Annotated in this window: 10 protein-coding genes; 8 read left to right on the top strand and 2 right to left on the bottom strand. The window is 35.0% G+C overall.

Annotated features, from left to right (window positions below; all coding sequences use genetic code 11):
* The 8 genes from ABZP37_RS03210 (at position 1) to ABZP37_RS03175 (ending at position 15,780) form a co-directional block, all read left to right on the top strand.
* A complete protein-coding gene (locus tag ABZP37_RS03210; RefSeq protein ID WP_366185569.1) occupies positions 1 to 1,164 on the top strand; it encodes an iron-containing alcohol dehydrogenase in 1,164 nt (387 codons plus the stop codon).
* Positions 1,165 to 1,458: 294 nt separating this feature from the next.
* A complete protein-coding gene (locus ABZP37_RS03205) occupies positions 1,459 to 2,454 on the top strand; it encodes an NAD(P)H-dependent glycerol-3-phosphate dehydrogenase (protein ID WP_366185567.1) in 996 nt (331 codons plus the stop codon).
* A gap of 314 nt (positions 2,455 to 2,768) precedes the next feature.
* A complete protein-coding gene (locus tag ABZP37_RS03200) occupies positions 2,769 to 3,785 on the top strand; it encodes a GntR family transcriptional regulator (protein WP_366185566.1) in 1,017 nt (338 codons plus the stop codon).
* A gap of 366 nt (positions 3,786 to 4,151) precedes the next feature.
* Positions 4,152 to 7,163: a TonB-dependent receptor gene (locus tag ABZP37_RS03195; RefSeq protein WP_366185564.1), complete on the top strand. Its 3,012-nt coding sequence runs from the start codon at positions 4,152 to 4,154 to the stop codon at positions 7,161 to 7,163.
* Positions 7,164 to 7,179: 16 nt separating this feature from the next.
* A complete protein-coding gene (locus ABZP37_RS03190; RefSeq protein WP_366185563.1) occupies positions 7,180 to 8,751 on the top strand; it encodes a RagB/SusD family nutrient uptake outer membrane protein in 1,572 nt (523 codons plus the stop codon).
* 124 nt (positions 8,752 to 8,875) lie between these two features.
* Positions 8,876 to 10,618: a glycoside hydrolase family 36 protein gene (locus tag ABZP37_RS03185; protein WP_366185562.1), complete on the top strand. Its 1,743-nt coding sequence runs from the start codon at positions 8,876 to 8,878 to the stop codon at positions 10,616 to 10,618.
* Between the two features lie 9 nt (positions 10,619 to 10,627).
* Positions 10,628 to 12,277: a solute:sodium symporter family transporter gene (locus ABZP37_RS03180; RefSeq protein WP_366187469.1), complete on the top strand. Its 1,650-nt coding sequence runs from the start codon at positions 10,628 to 10,630 to the stop codon at positions 12,275 to 12,277.
* A gap of 203 nt (positions 12,278 to 12,480) precedes the next feature.
* Positions 12,481 to 15,780 carry a VCBS repeat-containing protein gene (locus tag ABZP37_RS03175; RefSeq protein ID WP_366185560.1) on the top strand — a complete coding sequence of 1,100 codons (3,300 nt, stop codon included), beginning with the start codon at positions 12,481 to 12,483 and terminating at the stop codon, positions 15,778 to 15,780.
* 369 nt (positions 15,781 to 16,149) lie between these two features.
* Here the strand turns inward: ABZP37_RS03175 and ABZP37_RS03170 are convergent, their stop codons facing one another.
* Together ABZP37_RS03170 and ABZP37_RS03165 are read right to left on the bottom strand one after the other, a co-directional pair.
* Positions 16,150 to 16,536 (bottom strand): cupin domain-containing protein, encoded by a 387-nt coding sequence (locus tag ABZP37_RS03170; RefSeq protein ID WP_366185558.1) that lies wholly within the window; start codon positions 16,534 to 16,536, stop codon positions 16,150 to 16,152.
* Between the two features lie 418 nt (positions 16,537 to 16,954).
* On the bottom strand, positions 16,955 to 17,362 hold the full coding sequence (locus tag ABZP37_RS03165; protein WP_366185557.1) for a hypothetical protein: 408 nt from the start codon (positions 17,360 to 17,362) through the stop codon (positions 16,955 to 16,957).
* Positions 17,363 to 17,431 lie beyond the last annotated feature (69 nt).

Genomic DNA, 17,431 nt, shown 5'->3' with positions numbered 1-17,431 from the left:
ATGTTAAATTTTCAATATTACAATCCTACCAATTATGTTTTTGGTAAAGGACAAATAGAACAATTAACAAAACTCGTTCCTGCTGGAGCCAAAATATTATTAGCTTACGGAGGAGGAAGTATTTTTAAAAACGGAATCCACCAACAAGTAGTTGAAGCTTTGAAAGGTTTTGCAATTGTTGAGTTTGGCGGAATTGAGCCGAATCCTCATTATGAGACTTTGATGAAAGCAGTTTCAGTTATCAAAGAACAAAATATAGATTTCATTCTTGCTGTGGGTGGAGGTTCTGTGATTGATGGAGTAAAATTCATTTCAGGAGCAGTAAAATACGAAGGCGATCCTTCTGAAATTTTGAGAAAAAGAATCCTATTAACGGATGTTTCTAAAGTAATTCCTTTTGGAACAGTATTGACTTTGCCAGCTACAGGAAGCGAAATGAATTCTGGAGCAGTGGTTACTATTGCTGAAACTCAAGAAAAATTGGCTTTTGGTGGAAGCGCCTTATTTCCTAAATTTTCAATCTGTGATCCTACGGTGATTGAATCCTTGCCAAAAAGACAATTAGAAAATGGAGTAGTAGATGCATATACGCACGTACTAGAACAATATCTAACTTATCCCCACGAAGGCTATTTGCAAGATCGCATTGCCGAAGGAATTTTACAAACCTTAATTGAAGTAGGGCCAAAAGTTGTAGCCAATCCAAAAGATTATGCTTTGGCATCTAATTTTATGTGGAGCTGTACCATGGCATTGAACGGACTAATTCAAAAAGGAGTTCCTAGTGACTGGGCAACACACATGATCGGCCATGAATTAACGGCTTTATACGGAATTGACCATGCTAGAACTTTAGCGATTGTTGGCCCTAATTTGTACCAAGCGTTATTTGAATCTAAAAAAGAAAAATTAACACAATACGGCAGACGTATCTTTAATTTGGAAGGAACTGATGAGGCAGTTGCACAAGAAGCAATTGCGAAAACGGTTGCCTTTTTCCATACTATGGGGATGGATACTAAATTATCTGATTATACTAAAGAGTACGCGAATACGGCTGATTTTATTGTGAATCGATTTGAAGAAAGAGGTTGGCTTGGTCTAGGTGAAAAACAAAAGGTTACTTTAGAGAAAGTAAAAGAAATTGTTGAAATGAGTTATTAATTCAAAATACTGATTGAGCAAAAAAAAGGCGTTTTGGATTTTCCAAGACGCCTTTTTCATAAAACCAAAATCATAACTAACTAATTTAACCTTATTTTACAAGATTTTCGCAAGCAAAACATTTATTAATAGACTGTTATAACGTTTGTAAAAACCTTATATTGTGTAGGGATTAAAAAAAAAGTGTTTTTACGTATTTCTAAATTTTATATTTATAAAAAACGATACGCTAAAGAATCATTTATGATATGATTCCCCTATTTTTAAGTACTTTTGACTAAATATTATTCTAAAATGAGCAAAACTAAAAAATTTGCAGTGATTGGTGGTGGGAGCTGGGCAACCGCTATTACTAAAATGCTGTGCAATAATCTTACTGAGGTAACTTGGTATATGCGTAATGAAGGGGCAATAGAACATTTGAAAGCCTACAAACACAATCCTAATTATTTGAGTTCGGTTGAATTTGACCTTAATAAACTTGTACTAACTAGTGATATTAATGTGGCTGTGACCAATGCGGATTACCTCATATTCGCAATACCATCCGCTTTTTTGGATGCCGAATTACAAAATTTGACAGTTCCTTTAAATGACAAAATTATATTCTCAGCCATTAAAGGAATCGTTCCTGAAACAAGTTTGATTGTTGGTGAGCATTTTCATGACACCTATGATATTCCGTATTCGAATATTGGAGTAATAACGGGGCCTTGTCATGCTGAAGAGGTTGCTTTAGAACGTTTGTCTTATTTGACTATCGCTTGTGGTGACGAGTCGAAAGCAAAAATTGTGGCAGATAATCTATCCAGTAATTATATCAAGACCAAAATCACCGATGATATTATTGGAACAGAATATGCAGCCATGTTGAAAAACATATATGCTATAGCAGCAGGAATGGCACACGGTTTGGGTTATGGTGATAACTTCCAGTCGGTGATTATGAGTAATGCCATTCGAGAAATGAAGAAATTTATTCGAAAAGTCCATAAAATGAAACGTAACATTAATGACTCCGCTTATTTAGGGGATTTATTGGTTACGGGTTATTCCGTTTTTTCCAGAAACCGAATGTTTGGTAATATGATAGGCAAGGGCTACACTGTAAAAAGTGCGATGATGGAAATGAATATGGTGGCGGAAGGTTATTACGCAACTAAAAGTGCTTACAAACTCAATCAAACTTATGGAGCAAAAACGCCGATTATTGACGCCGTTTATGCTATTTTATATGAAAATAAAAATGCTAGAAAAATATTCAAAGACTTAACTGATAAGTTGGATTAATAGCGAATATTTAAACGATATAAAGTCACTTTCGAATTATTTGAAAGTGACTTTTTTTTGATATAATAAAAGATTAGAAAGATTTGTTGCGGTTGAAGTAGCGGTATTATATAACTATTGATTTGTGTTTATTCTTAAAAATAAATATTCTATAGGTGTAAGTGCTTCGTTTTGAATGTGAAATGTTGCATCATTGTTTTCTACTGTGTAATCTGGGTTATAACCTTTTTTTATTGTTTCTTTACCTTTATCTTTAGTCTAGATTTCTACTGCGAAAATCTGAGTTTAGCCTTTATATATTTAAAATACAATTAATGGAACTTCTATTCGATAAAATTATTGCTTTAAAACAAATTAGTACGTTGTCAAAACACGAACAATTAGTTCAAGGAATTATTGAATGTATTGATAGCGAAATCATAGTTGTGGGCGATCAACTTCCATCTATTAATCAAATGGTTGAAAATATTGGGTTTGCTCGAAAAACCATCGTAAAGGCTTATGAAGAGCTAAAAGATAGAGGGTTGGTAGAATCAGTAAAACTAAAAGGATATTTTATAATAAGTACTAAAACAGATGTAGTATTAAAGGTTGCGTTGTTATTGTATTCTTTTCACCGTTTTCAAGAAGAGTTTTATAATACTTTTAGAAAAGAATTGGGAGACCGATATCAAATTGATATTTATGTACATCATAATAATATCGAAACATTTGAGAATATTATATCAAATATTTATGGTAAATACGGTGCATATGTAATTGCGCCAATAGAAAATCCATTGGTAAGACCATTGCTAGAGACTATTGAACCTAGTCGATTATTAATTGTTGATAGGTATTTAGATTTGGGTAACAACTATTCCTATATAGCACAAGAATTTGAAAACTCCACCCACGACCGTTTGACCGAAATCTTGGAGGCCATAAAAAAGTATGATAAAATTGTTTTGTATTATAGAAGCGATTTGGATTATCCTATTGGGGTCTTAAAAGGTTTTGAGTGTTTTGTAGAAGAAAACCAGTTAATAGGCGAAATAGAAAAAAATTACCGTCTCGATTCTGTCCAGGCAGGTGTCCTTTATTTTTTTATTGACGACACAGATTTATGGGAGTTGCTTAGAGATTGTAAAAAAATGAATTTCGTTATTGGTCAAGATGTAGGTTTGTTGTCTCATAACGACCACATTATTAAAGAAATTATTTCTGGGGGTATTACTACCATATCCACTAATTTTAACGAAATGGCAGTCAAGGCAGCCAAATTTGTTAAACATGGAGAGTTGATTCATGAAATCGTACCTTCTGATTTTATTCAGCGTAACTCTTTGTAGATAAGTCATTTGTTTTTGCATTAGTAAAAAGATTAGAGATTTTTTTCTCTTTTGACAAAAAGAAATCACTTCTTTTTTTTTATTAATAGTTTTTTTCTCATTAAAAAACTTCTTCAATTGTTAATTTCATTAGTTCTATTTGATATTTTTTTAAATATATTGTCAGTAATCATATGCGGTTTTATTGGTTTACACGGTTATTTTGTACTGATATCGTAAAAAAACAGTAATTTAATTTTTGTATTGAAAAAAATAATCTAAATTTGTATCAGTAGCATAGACTATCATAGACCAATGAATACAGTTGAGATTATTGTTAAATCTATTTACTATCCAATAAAAATAAATTAACCAATTTAAAAACTTATGAAAAAACAAACGCTAAAAAAATTGATGGGTTTTGCGACTTTGCTTTTAAGCTTTAGTCTCTTTGCTCAAACAATTAAAGTTACTGGTGTAGTCACAGAAGATGGCATGCCTGTTCCTGGTATCAATGTTTCCATTAAAGGAGAAGCAAAAGGAACCACAACCGATTTTGACGGAAAATATTCAATTGGAGGAGTTTCTTCAAAAGGGGTATTAGTATTTAGTTATTTGGGATTAAAAACTCAAGAAGTAGCAGTAAATGGAAGAACAGTAGTTAATGTAGCCATGCTTGCAGATTCACAAACTTTAGATGAGGTTGTAATTGTAGGGTACGGTACTTCGAGCAAAAGAGAACTTACAGGATCTGTAGCTTCTATTAGTTCGAAAGAACTAGTAAAATCTGTTGCGAGTAACCCTGCTACTTTATTACAAGGTAAAGTATCTGGTATTCAAGTAGAGAGCTCAGGTGGACAACCAGGAGGTACTGCAAACGTATTCATACGTGGAGTAAACTCATTGAGTAATGCAAGTCCATTATATATAGTAGATGGTGTTATTGTACAAAACATGGATTATGTTAATCCAAATGACATCTTAGACATATCAGTTTTAAAGGATGCTGCTACTGCTGCTATCTATGGAGCTAGAGCTGCCAATGGAGTAATTTTAATTAAAACGAATCATGGTAGAAAAAACCAAGAAATGGAGGTTAAATATAATGCTCGTATTGGTTTTGATACACCAAGTAAATACTTAGACTTTATTGACGGAGAACAATACACAAAATATTTGAACCAACGTTTTGAAAACGACGGAGACGCAACAAGAGTTACTTACAATGGTGTGAGTACAGATTGGCAAAAACAAAATCTTAAATCAGGAATGATTCAAGATCATGGTTTGTCTATACAAGGTGGTGGTGAAACATCTTCTTACTTTGCATCGGTAAATTATTTCAAACAAGACGGTATCTTAATTGGTTCTGGTTTTAGAAGATTGAATGCAAGATTAAATAGTGAGCATAATTTTAGAAAGTTGAAAATCACGCAAACTTTAGGAATTACAGAAGGTAATTTAAAACAAAATAACTGGTACGGATTTGATGGTACTACAGCTCCAACTGTAGCATTAAGTAACGCTGCCAATGAAGGTGGATTTGAAGCACCATCAACAGTTATTCAGGGTCCTGGAGGAGTAAATCAATTTGGATTAGCTTCTTTGGAAAACAACTCTATTACTACAAGAACATTATTTGGAGGTCTTAAATTTGATTATAAAATTACTGATAATTTGAGTGCAGGAATCAATTTTGGTTTGGATTATAAAAACCAAAATTCATTTCAATTCACACCTACTTACTTTATGAGTACTGTAGATGCTGTTAGAAATGTTAATGATAAAAATGATTTGACAGAGTATAACAAAACGACGATTAACTTATTGGTAGAACCAACACTTAGCTATGATAAAGATTTTGGTAAAAGTAAAATAGGTGTAGTTGCGGGTTACACTTACTTTAAAGAAAACCAAAGAAGCAGCGGTATTTATGGTCAAGGAACACCATCAAATAGTATTCAAGTGGTGAGCGCGTTGCCTCCAAGTGCTACAAATATTTTATTGGGAGAAAACAATACAGCAGGATTAATATCTTATTTCGGACGTTTGAATTACAATTATGACGATCGTTATTTATTATCTGGAACTGTGAGACGTGATGCATCATCTCGTTTTGCCAAAGATAATCAGTCTGGATATTTCCCATCTATATCTGGTGCTTGGAATATAAGTAAAGAATCATTTTGGAAATCAGATATGATTAACTTTTTGAAACTGAGAACTTCATACGGAGTTTTAGGTTCTTATCCTGATACTTTTTATCCAACTCAAGCAGTATTTCTTGCTAATCAATCCAATACTTCTTTTGGAGGAGCACTTGCGACAGGTTTAGCGCAAACAACTTTGGCAGATCCTAATTTAGTTTGGGAAACAACCAAAACATTTGATTTAGGTGTTGATGTAACCTTCTTAAACAATAAAATGAATTTCACTGCCGATTATTATGCAAAAGACATCAAAGATGTATTGGTAGCGATCAATGTTCCTTCTACTTTGGGTGTAAGTTTACCAGTAACTAGAAATGCAGGAACATTAATAAATAAAGGTTTTGAATTTGATTTGAGTTATCAAAAAACAGATGGTGATTTCCATTATAAAGTAGGTACAAACTTCTCCTTTAATCTTGTTGCAAAAGCAGGAGATATTCCAGCTCCGATCTTAGGACCAGCAATTGATGAAGATTTGAGAGTTGTAAACCGCACAGTTAAAGGGGAAGCAATTGGTTCTTTCTATGGTTATAAAGTAGAGGATAAAGTAAACCCATTGACTGGTAACTTTGTAAGAGTCGATGTAAATGGTGATGGAGTTATTGATGAAAAAGATATTACTAATATTGGTAATCCTACTCCAGATTTTACTTATGGTTTGACCTTTGGTGCAGATTACAAAAATTTTGATTTCAGTATGGCATTCGTTGGGGTACAAGGAAATGAGATTTACAATGTAGGTAAATATTACAATATGCTTTGGCAAGATGGTGGTAAATTGAGTTCTGTTTTAAACTCTTGGACACCTACAAATACAGATACAGGTATTCCAAAAGCGTCAGTTTCTGATGCAGCAGGTAACAAAGAGCCTTCTTCGTTTTTTGTAGAAGACGGATCTTATTTAAGATTGAAAAATATCGAAATCGGATATAACTTACCTACTAAAACATTAGGAATGGACTTTTTCAAAAGCCTAAGAGTTTCATTTAATGTTCAAAATGTATTTGTATTGACAAAATACAGCGGATATGACCCTGACGTAGCTTCTACCAACGGTGGTAGAGCGAATTTGAATTCTGGTGTTCCTGGTGTAAGACCAACAGTAAACCCATTGTTAGGGAGAGGTTTAGATGCAAGAACGTATCCTAATGCTCGTACTTTTATGCTTGGACTACAAGCTAGTTTTTAATCTAAAAAATAGTAAAATGAAAAAATTTAAATATACAAAATCAATCATGTTAGCGACTTTGAGCTTAGCGGCTTTAGGGAGCTCATGTTCAGGAGATTTGCTAAATCAAAGTAATGAAAATGCCACTTCAACTGCCAATTTTGGTACCTCTGAAGAGCAAGTAAAATCTGCGGTAAACGGAGCTTTTCACCCAATTACAGGAACTTTTTTCTGGGGACGAATTCTACATTCAGGTGCATTACTACGATCAGATGAATTCAATAACTTTCCTTTAGGAAGTAATACAGCGATGGCAACCTTTTTAGGGAAACCGGGTGACCGTTGGGCTACAGAACCATGGCAAGAATTATACAAATCAATTGGCCGTTGCAACAATATTATCAATAACGTAAATAAAGAAGGGATTCCAAATGACGTCGTTCGTAACAATTTAGTAGGACAAGCCTATTTTTTAAGAGCTTTTGATTACTGGTATTTGGTCAATCTTTATGGTAATGTGCCTTTAGTTCTAGATGTACCAGATTTAGATAATTTATATGTAAAACAAGCTGCTAAACAAGCTGTTTGGGATCAAATTGTTGCCGATTTAGGAAAAGCAGAAACCATGTTACCTGCACAATGGACGGGTGATGACTTAGGAAGACCTACGTCTGGAGCAGCTACAGCATTGAAAGGAAAAAGTTATTTGTATCAGAAAAAATGGGCTTTGGCTCATGCTACATTATTACCGTTAGTAGGGAAATACACTTTGTTACCTGCGGCTCAATATGGCGATAACTTTACTGAAAAAAATGAAAACAACTCGGAGTCAGTTTTTGAATTGCAATTTTTAGGACAACAAACATTTGTATGGGGATCTGATATTCCTGGAACAGGTACTATGGGGAATTTTCATATTGATTATGCACCTCCAGGAAAAACTCCAGATAAAGGACACGTAGTAAACCCTTGGTTGAAAAATTTATTTGAAGCTAATGGAGATACTTATAGAAGAAATCAAACCTTAGCTTATAATTACCTTGGCGCTACAGGTTACGGTGGGACTCCTTATGCTACTGACTTTGTTAGTGATATTGCAATCGCTACTGCAGCCGGAGTAGAGCCTATATTTTCTAAAAAATATGCAGGTATGGATATAGGGGTGAGAAGTCAAGTAGATTTCTTAGGAACTAATGTTGGAACCAACTGGAGAGTAATTCGTTATTCTGATGTATTGTTGATGCTAGCAGAAGCGTTAAACGAAGATGATAAAACGGCTCTTGCAGGACCTTATGTTACTATGGTTCGTCAACGTCCTGGTTCTGGTCTGGTAGATCTTTTACCAACAGTTAAAGCTGATAAAGTTCTTTTAAGAAATGCAATTATTGATGAAAGAGCAATGGAACTAGCAGGAGAAGGACACCGTTTCTTTGACCTTGTACGTTGGGGACTTGCTGATAAATATATGGGAGCGACTTCAGCTCATGGTAAAAACCCAAAATCATTAAGTGGAGGTATATTCAAATCGAATAGAGATGAACTTATTTGGATTCCAAGCACAGAAATAGATTCTAATCCTAATTTGAAACAAAATCAAGGATATAATTAAAGAGGTAATTAGATTGTCGTGGTTTAATTGGAGCCAAGTGTTTGTGCTTGGCTTCTTTAAACTAATATAAAAAGAATTTAGGAAAGCTTTTTTTAGCTTTTAATCAATATAAAAAATATAAGCAATGTGTCTATTAGTTTTAGAAAACATAGGAAATTTAGATGTTTCTATAAATTCCATTTACAATAAAGAAGGGGTACAGATTTTTGATGTAACTATAAAATCAGACGAAGCAATTGTTCCTAAACCAGTTACAATTCAATGGAAAATTCCGGCACATAATGTAAAAGGAGTTTGGAAACCAACAACAGATTTTGAAAAACGCATCCAAGCAGATTGGGAATTAGAACATTTGGAATCACGTATTTCTATTGACGCTCCCATCATTAGCTTATTTGGTAATGACGATACGAATGTTCATACTTTTGCTTGTTCAAATGCTATCAATAAATTAGAATTAAACGCAAGAATCAGAGAAGAAGATGATTGTTTTTATTGCCATATTACATTCCTTTCAGAGCGTTTATCGCCCTTGAATGAGTTTAAGGCGCAAATAAGAATTGACTCTGCTCCTAAACATTTTTCAACTGCGTTGAATGAAGTTGCCGCTTGGTGGGAAACTTTTGATAATTTAAAACCAGCATTCGTTCCACAAATTGCAAAAACACCTTTGTATTCTACTTGGTATAATTTTCACCAAAATTTGGAAGTTGAAAAATTGTTGGCAGAATGTAGAATCGCTTACAGTCTAGGATATAAAGTAATTATCATCGATGATGGATGGCAGACTAATGACACCAACAGAGGATACGATTACACAGGAGATTGGACTCCAGACCGTATTTCTAAAACCAAAGAGTTTGTAGATGCCGTTCATGAAATTGGAATGAAAGTAGGTTTCTGGTATTCTGTTCCTTTTTGTGGCGTAAAATCAAGAGCTTACAAGGTTTTCGAAAATAAATTATTGACCAAAACCCATCGTTGGGCACCAGTATTTGACCCTCGTTTTCCAGAAGTTAGGGAGTATTTGATCAATATTTACAAAAATGCATTGCAAGAATGGGGACTTGACGGTTTCAAATTAGACTTTATTGATGACTTTAGATTGTATGATGAAACAGTTCTTACAGATGCTGATGGTCGTGATTATAGTTCTATCAATGAAGCGGTTGATCGTTTATTGTCTGATGTAATGAGTGAGCTAAAAGCAATCAATCCTGATGTTTTTATCGAATTTAGACAAAGATATACTGGTCCTGCTATGCGCAAATTTGGTAACATGATGCGTGCCTTTGACTGTCCTGGTGACGGAACGATGAACAGAATTCGTATTGCCGATATTAGAATGTTATGTGGTGAAACTGCTGTACACGCAGATATGTTGACTTGGCATAAAGACGAAAAAGTAGAAGTTGCGGCTTTGCAAGTAGTAAACACCTTGTTTGGAGTACCACAATTGTCTGTGATGTTACAAGAAGTACCTCAGGATCATATTGATATGATTCAGTTTTACACTAAATATTGGAATGACAATGCAAATGTTTTAATGGAAGGGAAATTTGTTCCTTCCAAACCATTGGCCAATTATCCTATTCAACAAGTAACAAAAGGCGATCATCAAATCATTGGTTTATATGATGAATATGTAGTAAGTTTAGCAACTACTAAAAAGTATTTTGACATCATCAACGGTCAATTGGCTACGCAAGTAGTTCTTGATGTAGCGGCTGATTTTGGAACTTATAACTGTATCGTTTACGATTGTAAAGGAACTATTTTCGCATCGAATGAAATTACGCTTAACCAAGGATTATATAAAATTGAAGTTCCTGCTTGTGGATTAATTCAACTGACTCTAAAAAACTAGATTATGGACATGCTTACCATTATTTCATTTGTTGGATTTACAATATTTGTAGCTGTTGTGTCATGGTATGCCACACGTAATACAGATGAATCTTCGTCTGAGGGATATTTTCTTGGTGGTCGAAGTCTTGGGGCAGTAACCATTGCCGGTTCTTTGTTATTAACCAATCTTTCGGCAGAACAAATCGTGGGATTGAATGGGCAAGCATTTACCGAAGGAATATTAGTAATGGCATGGGAAACCTTGGCGGCAATCGCTATGATTATTACTGCTATTTTCTTGGTTCCAAAGTATATGGCGAGAGGAATTACTACAATTCCGGAGTTTATAGAGTACCGTTTTGACCACCAAACCAAAGCAATTATCTCCGGTTTGTTTCTTACTGGATATGTTGTGGTAATTGTTCCTTCAGTATTGTACTCTGGTTCTTTGGCCTTTAGTACGATGTTTGATCTTCCTACTGTTTTAGGGATTTCGCACAAAGCGTCAATATGGCTATGTGTATGGAGTATCGGTATTATCGGAATGATTTATGCCATTTTTGGTGGATTAAAAGCCGTTGCGGTTTCTGATTTGATTAATGCAATTGGATTGTTGATTGGTGGAATTTTAATTCCAATATTCGGATTAATGGCCATTGGAGAGGGAAGTGTTATGACGGGTATTAGTACTTTGTACACTTCAAATCCAGAAAAATTTAATGTAGTAGGTGAAGTAGATAACTCAATTCCGTTTGGGACAATTTTTACAGGAATGATGCTAGTACAAATGTTTTATTGGGGAACTAATCAAGCGATTTTACAACGTGTTTTTGCCGCAAAAAACTTAAAAGAAGGACAAAAAGGAATGATTTTGGCCGCTTTGGTTAAGTTTTTAATTCCGCTTATTGTGGTACTTCCCGGAGTAATTGCTTATCATTTATTTCAAGGCAATTTATCCAATCCAGATCAGGCGTATCCAACTTTGGTTAAAACGGTATTGCCTACGGCCTTTATGGGATTTTTTGCAGCTGTATTGTTTGGAGCCGTATTAAGTTCTTTCAACAGTATCCTTAATAGTAGCGCTACTTTGTTTGGTTTTGATTTGTACAAACAATACTTTAATAAAACAGCGACTGAACATCAGGTTGTAAAAGCGAGTAAAATCTTCGGATTGGTCTTGGGACTTTTAGGAATGTCGGTTGCACCATTAATCGCAAATGCTCCAAACGGTTTGTTTGCTTGGTTGCAAGAAGCGAATGGATGTTACAGTATTCCGATTCTAACAGTTGTAATTATTGGTTTTTTTACCAAAAGAGTTCCTGCTCTTGCGGCAAAAATCGGAATTGCATCTGGTGTGATTTTGTATTCGATCAGTCAATTTATCGTTAAACCATATTTTGTTGATAGTGCAATGGCCAAAGCTGCCGCAGATGGAATTACAAATGCAAAAGCATTAAGTGTAATTCAAGCTGAAGCTTATCCACACTTTCTACACGTAATGGCGGTATTGTTTGTATTAAATATCGGAATCATGTTATTGGTTGGAAAGATGTATCCTATGGCGCATGATCACGTCGTGAGATCAAATGATAAGGTAGATATCACACCATGGAAACATGCTGTAGTGACTGGAATATTGATTACAATTTTGGTTCTTAGTACTTATTTTATTTTTTAGTTAATTATATTTTGAAATTGCTAAGGTGATGTTGGTACTGGTTTGCGTGAGGGATAGTAGTAGAAATCCTTTTTTGGGGTTTTTTCTGCCCCAAAAAAGATTGAAACGAATAGCCCGACCCGTAGTTTTTACGGAGGGTCACGCCCAAAGTATGAATAACTAATTTGAATGCACCCAATAGGAACAGGTAAAATAATTTAGAAATGAAAAATAATCTCTCAAAAATAGTATTTGGTTTGCTGTCTTTATTGACTTTGACGTTTTGTTCAAAGGACAATGAGGCGACAAAGATTTTTACCAAATTGGAAGTTGCTGATACTGGAATAGAGTTCAGCAATAATTTGGTAGAGAATGATTCGTTGAATTATTTTACCTATTCTTATTTGTACATGGGTGGTGGTGTTGCCGTGGGTGACATCAATAATGATGGATTACAAGATATTTATTTTACAGGAAATCAGGTTTCGAATAAATTATATTTGAATAAAGGGAACTTGAAATTTGAAGATATTACCGAAAAAGCAGGAGTGTCTGGAGACAAACGATGGTACACAGGAGTTACGATGGCCGATGTGAACAACGATGGTTTCTTGGATATTTATTGCTCGGTAAGTGGGAAATTTGGTTCGAAAGAAAACCAATTGTTCATCAACAAAGGCAACGGAACATTTGAAGAGAAAGCGGCTGCTTACGGCCTGAATGACATAGGAAGTAGTGTTCAATCTACCTTTTTTGATTATGATAAAGATGGAGATTTGGATTTATTTGTGGCCAATTATCCTCCTACACCTTTTAATGCTCCCGTATCTTCGTATGTGTATTTGATGCGAGATTTAAAGGACGAAGAATCTGGACATTTGTACCGCAACGACGGAAACATTTTTACCGATGTTACCAAAGAGGCGGGTGTTCGAAAATTTAGTTTATCATTGAGTGCTACAATTGGAGATTTGAACAATGATTCATGGCCAGACATTTATGTTTCAAGTGATTTTTGTGCTCCCGATTATATGTACATCAACAATCAAGATGGTACGTTTAGAGAAGTAGTTAAAGAGGCAACATCTAACACGGCATTTTACGGAATGGGAGTGGATATTTCCGATTTTAACAACGACGGAAACTTGGATATTTTTCAGGTTGACATGGACGCTAAATCCAACAGACGCAAAAAAGCAAATATGGCGAGTATGAACCCAATGCTTTTTTGGGATACTGTAAACGCTGGTTTTCACTACCAATACATGCAAAACTGCATGCAAGTGAACTCGGGAGTGGTGACCGATGGTGTGCCACATTTTTCGAATGTATCGCGTATAACTGGAACTTCATCTACAGATTGGAGTTGGGGACCTCTTTTTGCGGATTTTGATAATGATGGTTTAAAAGATTTATTTGTAACCAATGGATCCAGGAGAGAAGTAAACAACAATGATTATTTCAATCATTTAAAAGACGAAAATATTACCCCAGAAAGTTATTTGGAGCGAAGCTTGAAAATACCTTCTGAAAAAATAGACAATTTTATTTTTAAGAATAAAGGAAATTTAGCCTTCGAGCAAGCAAATAAACTTTGGGGAATTGAATACAAAGGGTTTTCAAACGGGGTGGCGTATGCCGATTTGGACAATGATGGGGATTTGGAAATTATAACCAATAATATTGATGATCCGGCTTCGGTTTTTGAAAACACAAGTGCTTCGATCAACAATCATATTACGGTTCAGTTTAAGGGTGATGCCAAAAACAAATTTGGATTAGGTGCACGTGTATATGTGACTACACCTGAATCTACGCAAATGCAAGAACTCACGCTCACACGAGGATTTCAATCGTCTGTCGCGCCCGAACTGCATTTTGGTTTGCACAAAAACAAAAAAATCACCGAGCTAAAAGTTGCTTGGCCTGACGGAAAAACACAACGTTTGAAGAACACGGCAGTCAACCAAAAGTTGGTTTTGAAATATACCGATGCAGTGGCAGAGAAGGCTTCGACGGCTGTAGCAAGTAATACGTTGTTTGGAGCAGCTCCAAAAGGCTTGTTTCCAGATTTTACTACGGTAGAAAACACATTTGATGATTTTAATTTTCAAGTATTGTTGCCGCATAAAATGTCTGCTCTAGGTCCAGCGATCACTGTTGGAGACTTGAATAATGACGGAATGGAAGATTATTTTGTGGGTGGATCGTTCAATAGTGTTGGGCAATTATTTTTTCAAACTGCTACAGGATTTGTAAAGCAAAACACAACGTTTTTTGAAGCTGATAAATTATCTGAGGATGCAGGAGCTGTTATTTTTGATGCTGATAATGACGGAGATAATGACCTGTATGTAGTAAGTGGTGGTTATGAGTTGGGATCAAAATCCCCATACCTGCAAGACCGTTTGTATATCAACAACGGAAAAGGAGTGTTTACAAAAGCAGCAGCAACTGCACTGCCAAAAATGATTACGAGTGGGTCAAGAGTATATGCGGCCGATTTTGATAAAGATGGTAAGCAAGATTTATTGGTTTTGGGGCGTCAAATGCCGGGTAATTATCCAGCGCCAGCAGATAGTTACATTCTGATGAACAAAAGCACCAAGGACAATATCAAGTTTGTAAACGAAACGGCTTCAAGAGCCAAAGAGTTGACCAAATTGGGAATGGCAACTAGCGCAGTAATAACCGATTACAACAATGATGGTTGGTTGGATTTTATCGTAGTTGGAGAATGGATGCCGATACGTGTATTCGAAAATACAAAAACTGGATTTAAAGAAGTTTCCAAAAGTTTGGGCTTGACCAAGGATACCGCTGGATGGTGGTGGAGCATCAGCCAAGGAGATTTTGATAACGATGGTGATATGGATTATGTAGTTGGGAACAATGGTCTGAATTACAAATACAAAGCAACAGACAAAGAAACATTTGATATCTATTCATCAGATTTTGATCAAAATAAGAAAAGTGATATTGTATTGAGCTATTACAACGAAGGAAAGCAATACCCTGTGCGTGGTCGTGGCTGTTCGTCACAACAGATACCGGGAATTAAAGAGAAGTTCAAGAATTATGAAAGTTTCTCTGAGGCTACTTTAGAGGATGTGTATAGCAAGAAATCATTGGAGAAAGCGTTGCACTACCAAGTGAAATCTTTTGCAAGTGTGTACTTGGAAAACAAAAACGGAAAGTTTGTGATTCATCATTTACCAGTAGAAGCGCAAGTCTCTGGAATCAATAAAATATTGGTCAAAGATTACGATAAAGATGGCTTTTTGGATATTTTGATAGCTGGAAATTTATACATGTCTGAGGTAGAAACACCAAGAAATGATGCAGGATACGGATTGTTCTTAAAAGGAAATAAAGGAAAATTCAAAGCCTACACGCCAAAGCAAAGTGGTTTCTTTACTCCAGGAGATGTAAAAGATATGGCAATGATTACCGTAAAAGGTAGCACGTATATTATCACTGGAAAGAACAATGATAAACTGCAGTTTACAGCATTAAACAAATAAAGGCAGGTTTTTAAAAATATTTAAGATGGTTTTTTAGTTGAGAAAGTAAAACTTAGATTCGTTCGGTTTTACTTTTTTTTATGTTTTATTGAAATTTGGTTTCATATGGTATGAAATATTTGTTTTATTGAAATGAGAAATTAAGCAACTCAACAAATTTAAAAAGTAATAGAGTTTCTGGTAAAACATTGTAGATTCCAGAAAAAATAGGCTAGGGGAAATACTGTCCATAGTAAGCTCAGCTTTTGTGCAAAAGCTAAAAAATAAGCTATCTAATAATTGTTCTCTATAAGTGTAAAAGCTTGATTTTAGTAAAAAAAATTCCTTTCCTCATATCTTGCTGTGTAATCCTAGCTTGTAATTTTTGTTTTATCCCTTGGTCATTTCAATCATATGATTGATGACTTTGGTGTGCTCGTGTTGTGGGCTAAACATAACAATCTCCGCGTCTTTGTTAACTTTTACATTGTGTCCTGGTGGCCAGTAGAACATGTCTTTTGCGTCGACTATTTCCTCGATGCCTTCCGCATCAGTTGCAGTAAGTTGACCGCTCAATAGATATCCCCAGTGAGGACATTGGCATAAGTTTCCTTCAAGTCCCATAAATAAAGGAGTTGTATCCACTCCTGCAGAAAGACTGAAATACTCTCCACTAATCTTCCCCAATCCAGTAGCGTCACCAAAATCAGTTTTTTGACGAATAACAGCTCCAGGAATCTCCATTTTTACTTCAATATCATCCTTTGAAATTTTCATAATTTCTCTAATTTATTAATTACGATAAAATTATCCTTATTGGAAGGCTGTTGCTGCTATTTATGGCTATTCAAGAAGTTATCGTCGAAATAACATCAAATGTTCTATCCTTCCTATCATGTAAGTTACGCAAAAAAGGCCAAAATTTCTAGAGTAGTAGTGGGGAATTGATTCAATCCGGTAAAATAGAATCGAATTTAACACTTGGTTATTAGGAGTTTACTGAAATAATAGTGATTTTTATCTTGGATTTTTTTCAAATCAAACCTAAGTAAATTTGAATGTTTTGGCTGATATTTTTAAAGGAAAAATGATGCTTTCACTAGACAAAGAATGTATAGTTTATTTCGCGTTGAACAAAAAAGGCTGTCTTGAATATTTTCAAGACAGCCTTTTTTATATATTTTTAAACGAACAATTACCTCACAATCACACCATCAACAAACAAAATCGGTACTTCTTCTACCGTGTTTTCGTTGATTGAATTCGCTTTAAAGATGAATTTCTTGTCATATAGTTTGTTGTCCATAAAATAAGTCAACATAAACTCGTTGTTGAGTGTTAGCACACTGTCTTGAACCATTTCGACTTTAACCACAGAAACAGCTGGAACTTTCGCAAAAGCATGACGCAAAAGCGATGTTTTCTTCATTTCGCCATCAATTGTTCCAAAAGCTTTGGAGACAACCATCACGCTATCAATGTCAAAATCACTATCATTGACAATGTAGATGTACCACATATTGGCCACAAAATCGTCGCTCCACTCTTGAACGGCTGCCATAAATACATTTTCAACTTCGAGTAGGGTGATATCGGCTTTCATAGTAGGTTTATTATGGAAAACGATCTTTGAGTTCAGCTATACATCTGCAATCAAAAATCGTTAGTCTTA

Origin of the sequence: Flavobacterium ovatum, assembly GCF_040703125.1 — a bacterium.
GTDB lineage: Bacteria > Bacteroidota > Bacteroidia > Flavobacteriales > Flavobacteriaceae > Flavobacterium > Flavobacterium ovatum.
Note: the sequence above shows the minus strand (reverse complement) of the source record. Positions and strands in the feature narration are given on the sequence as shown.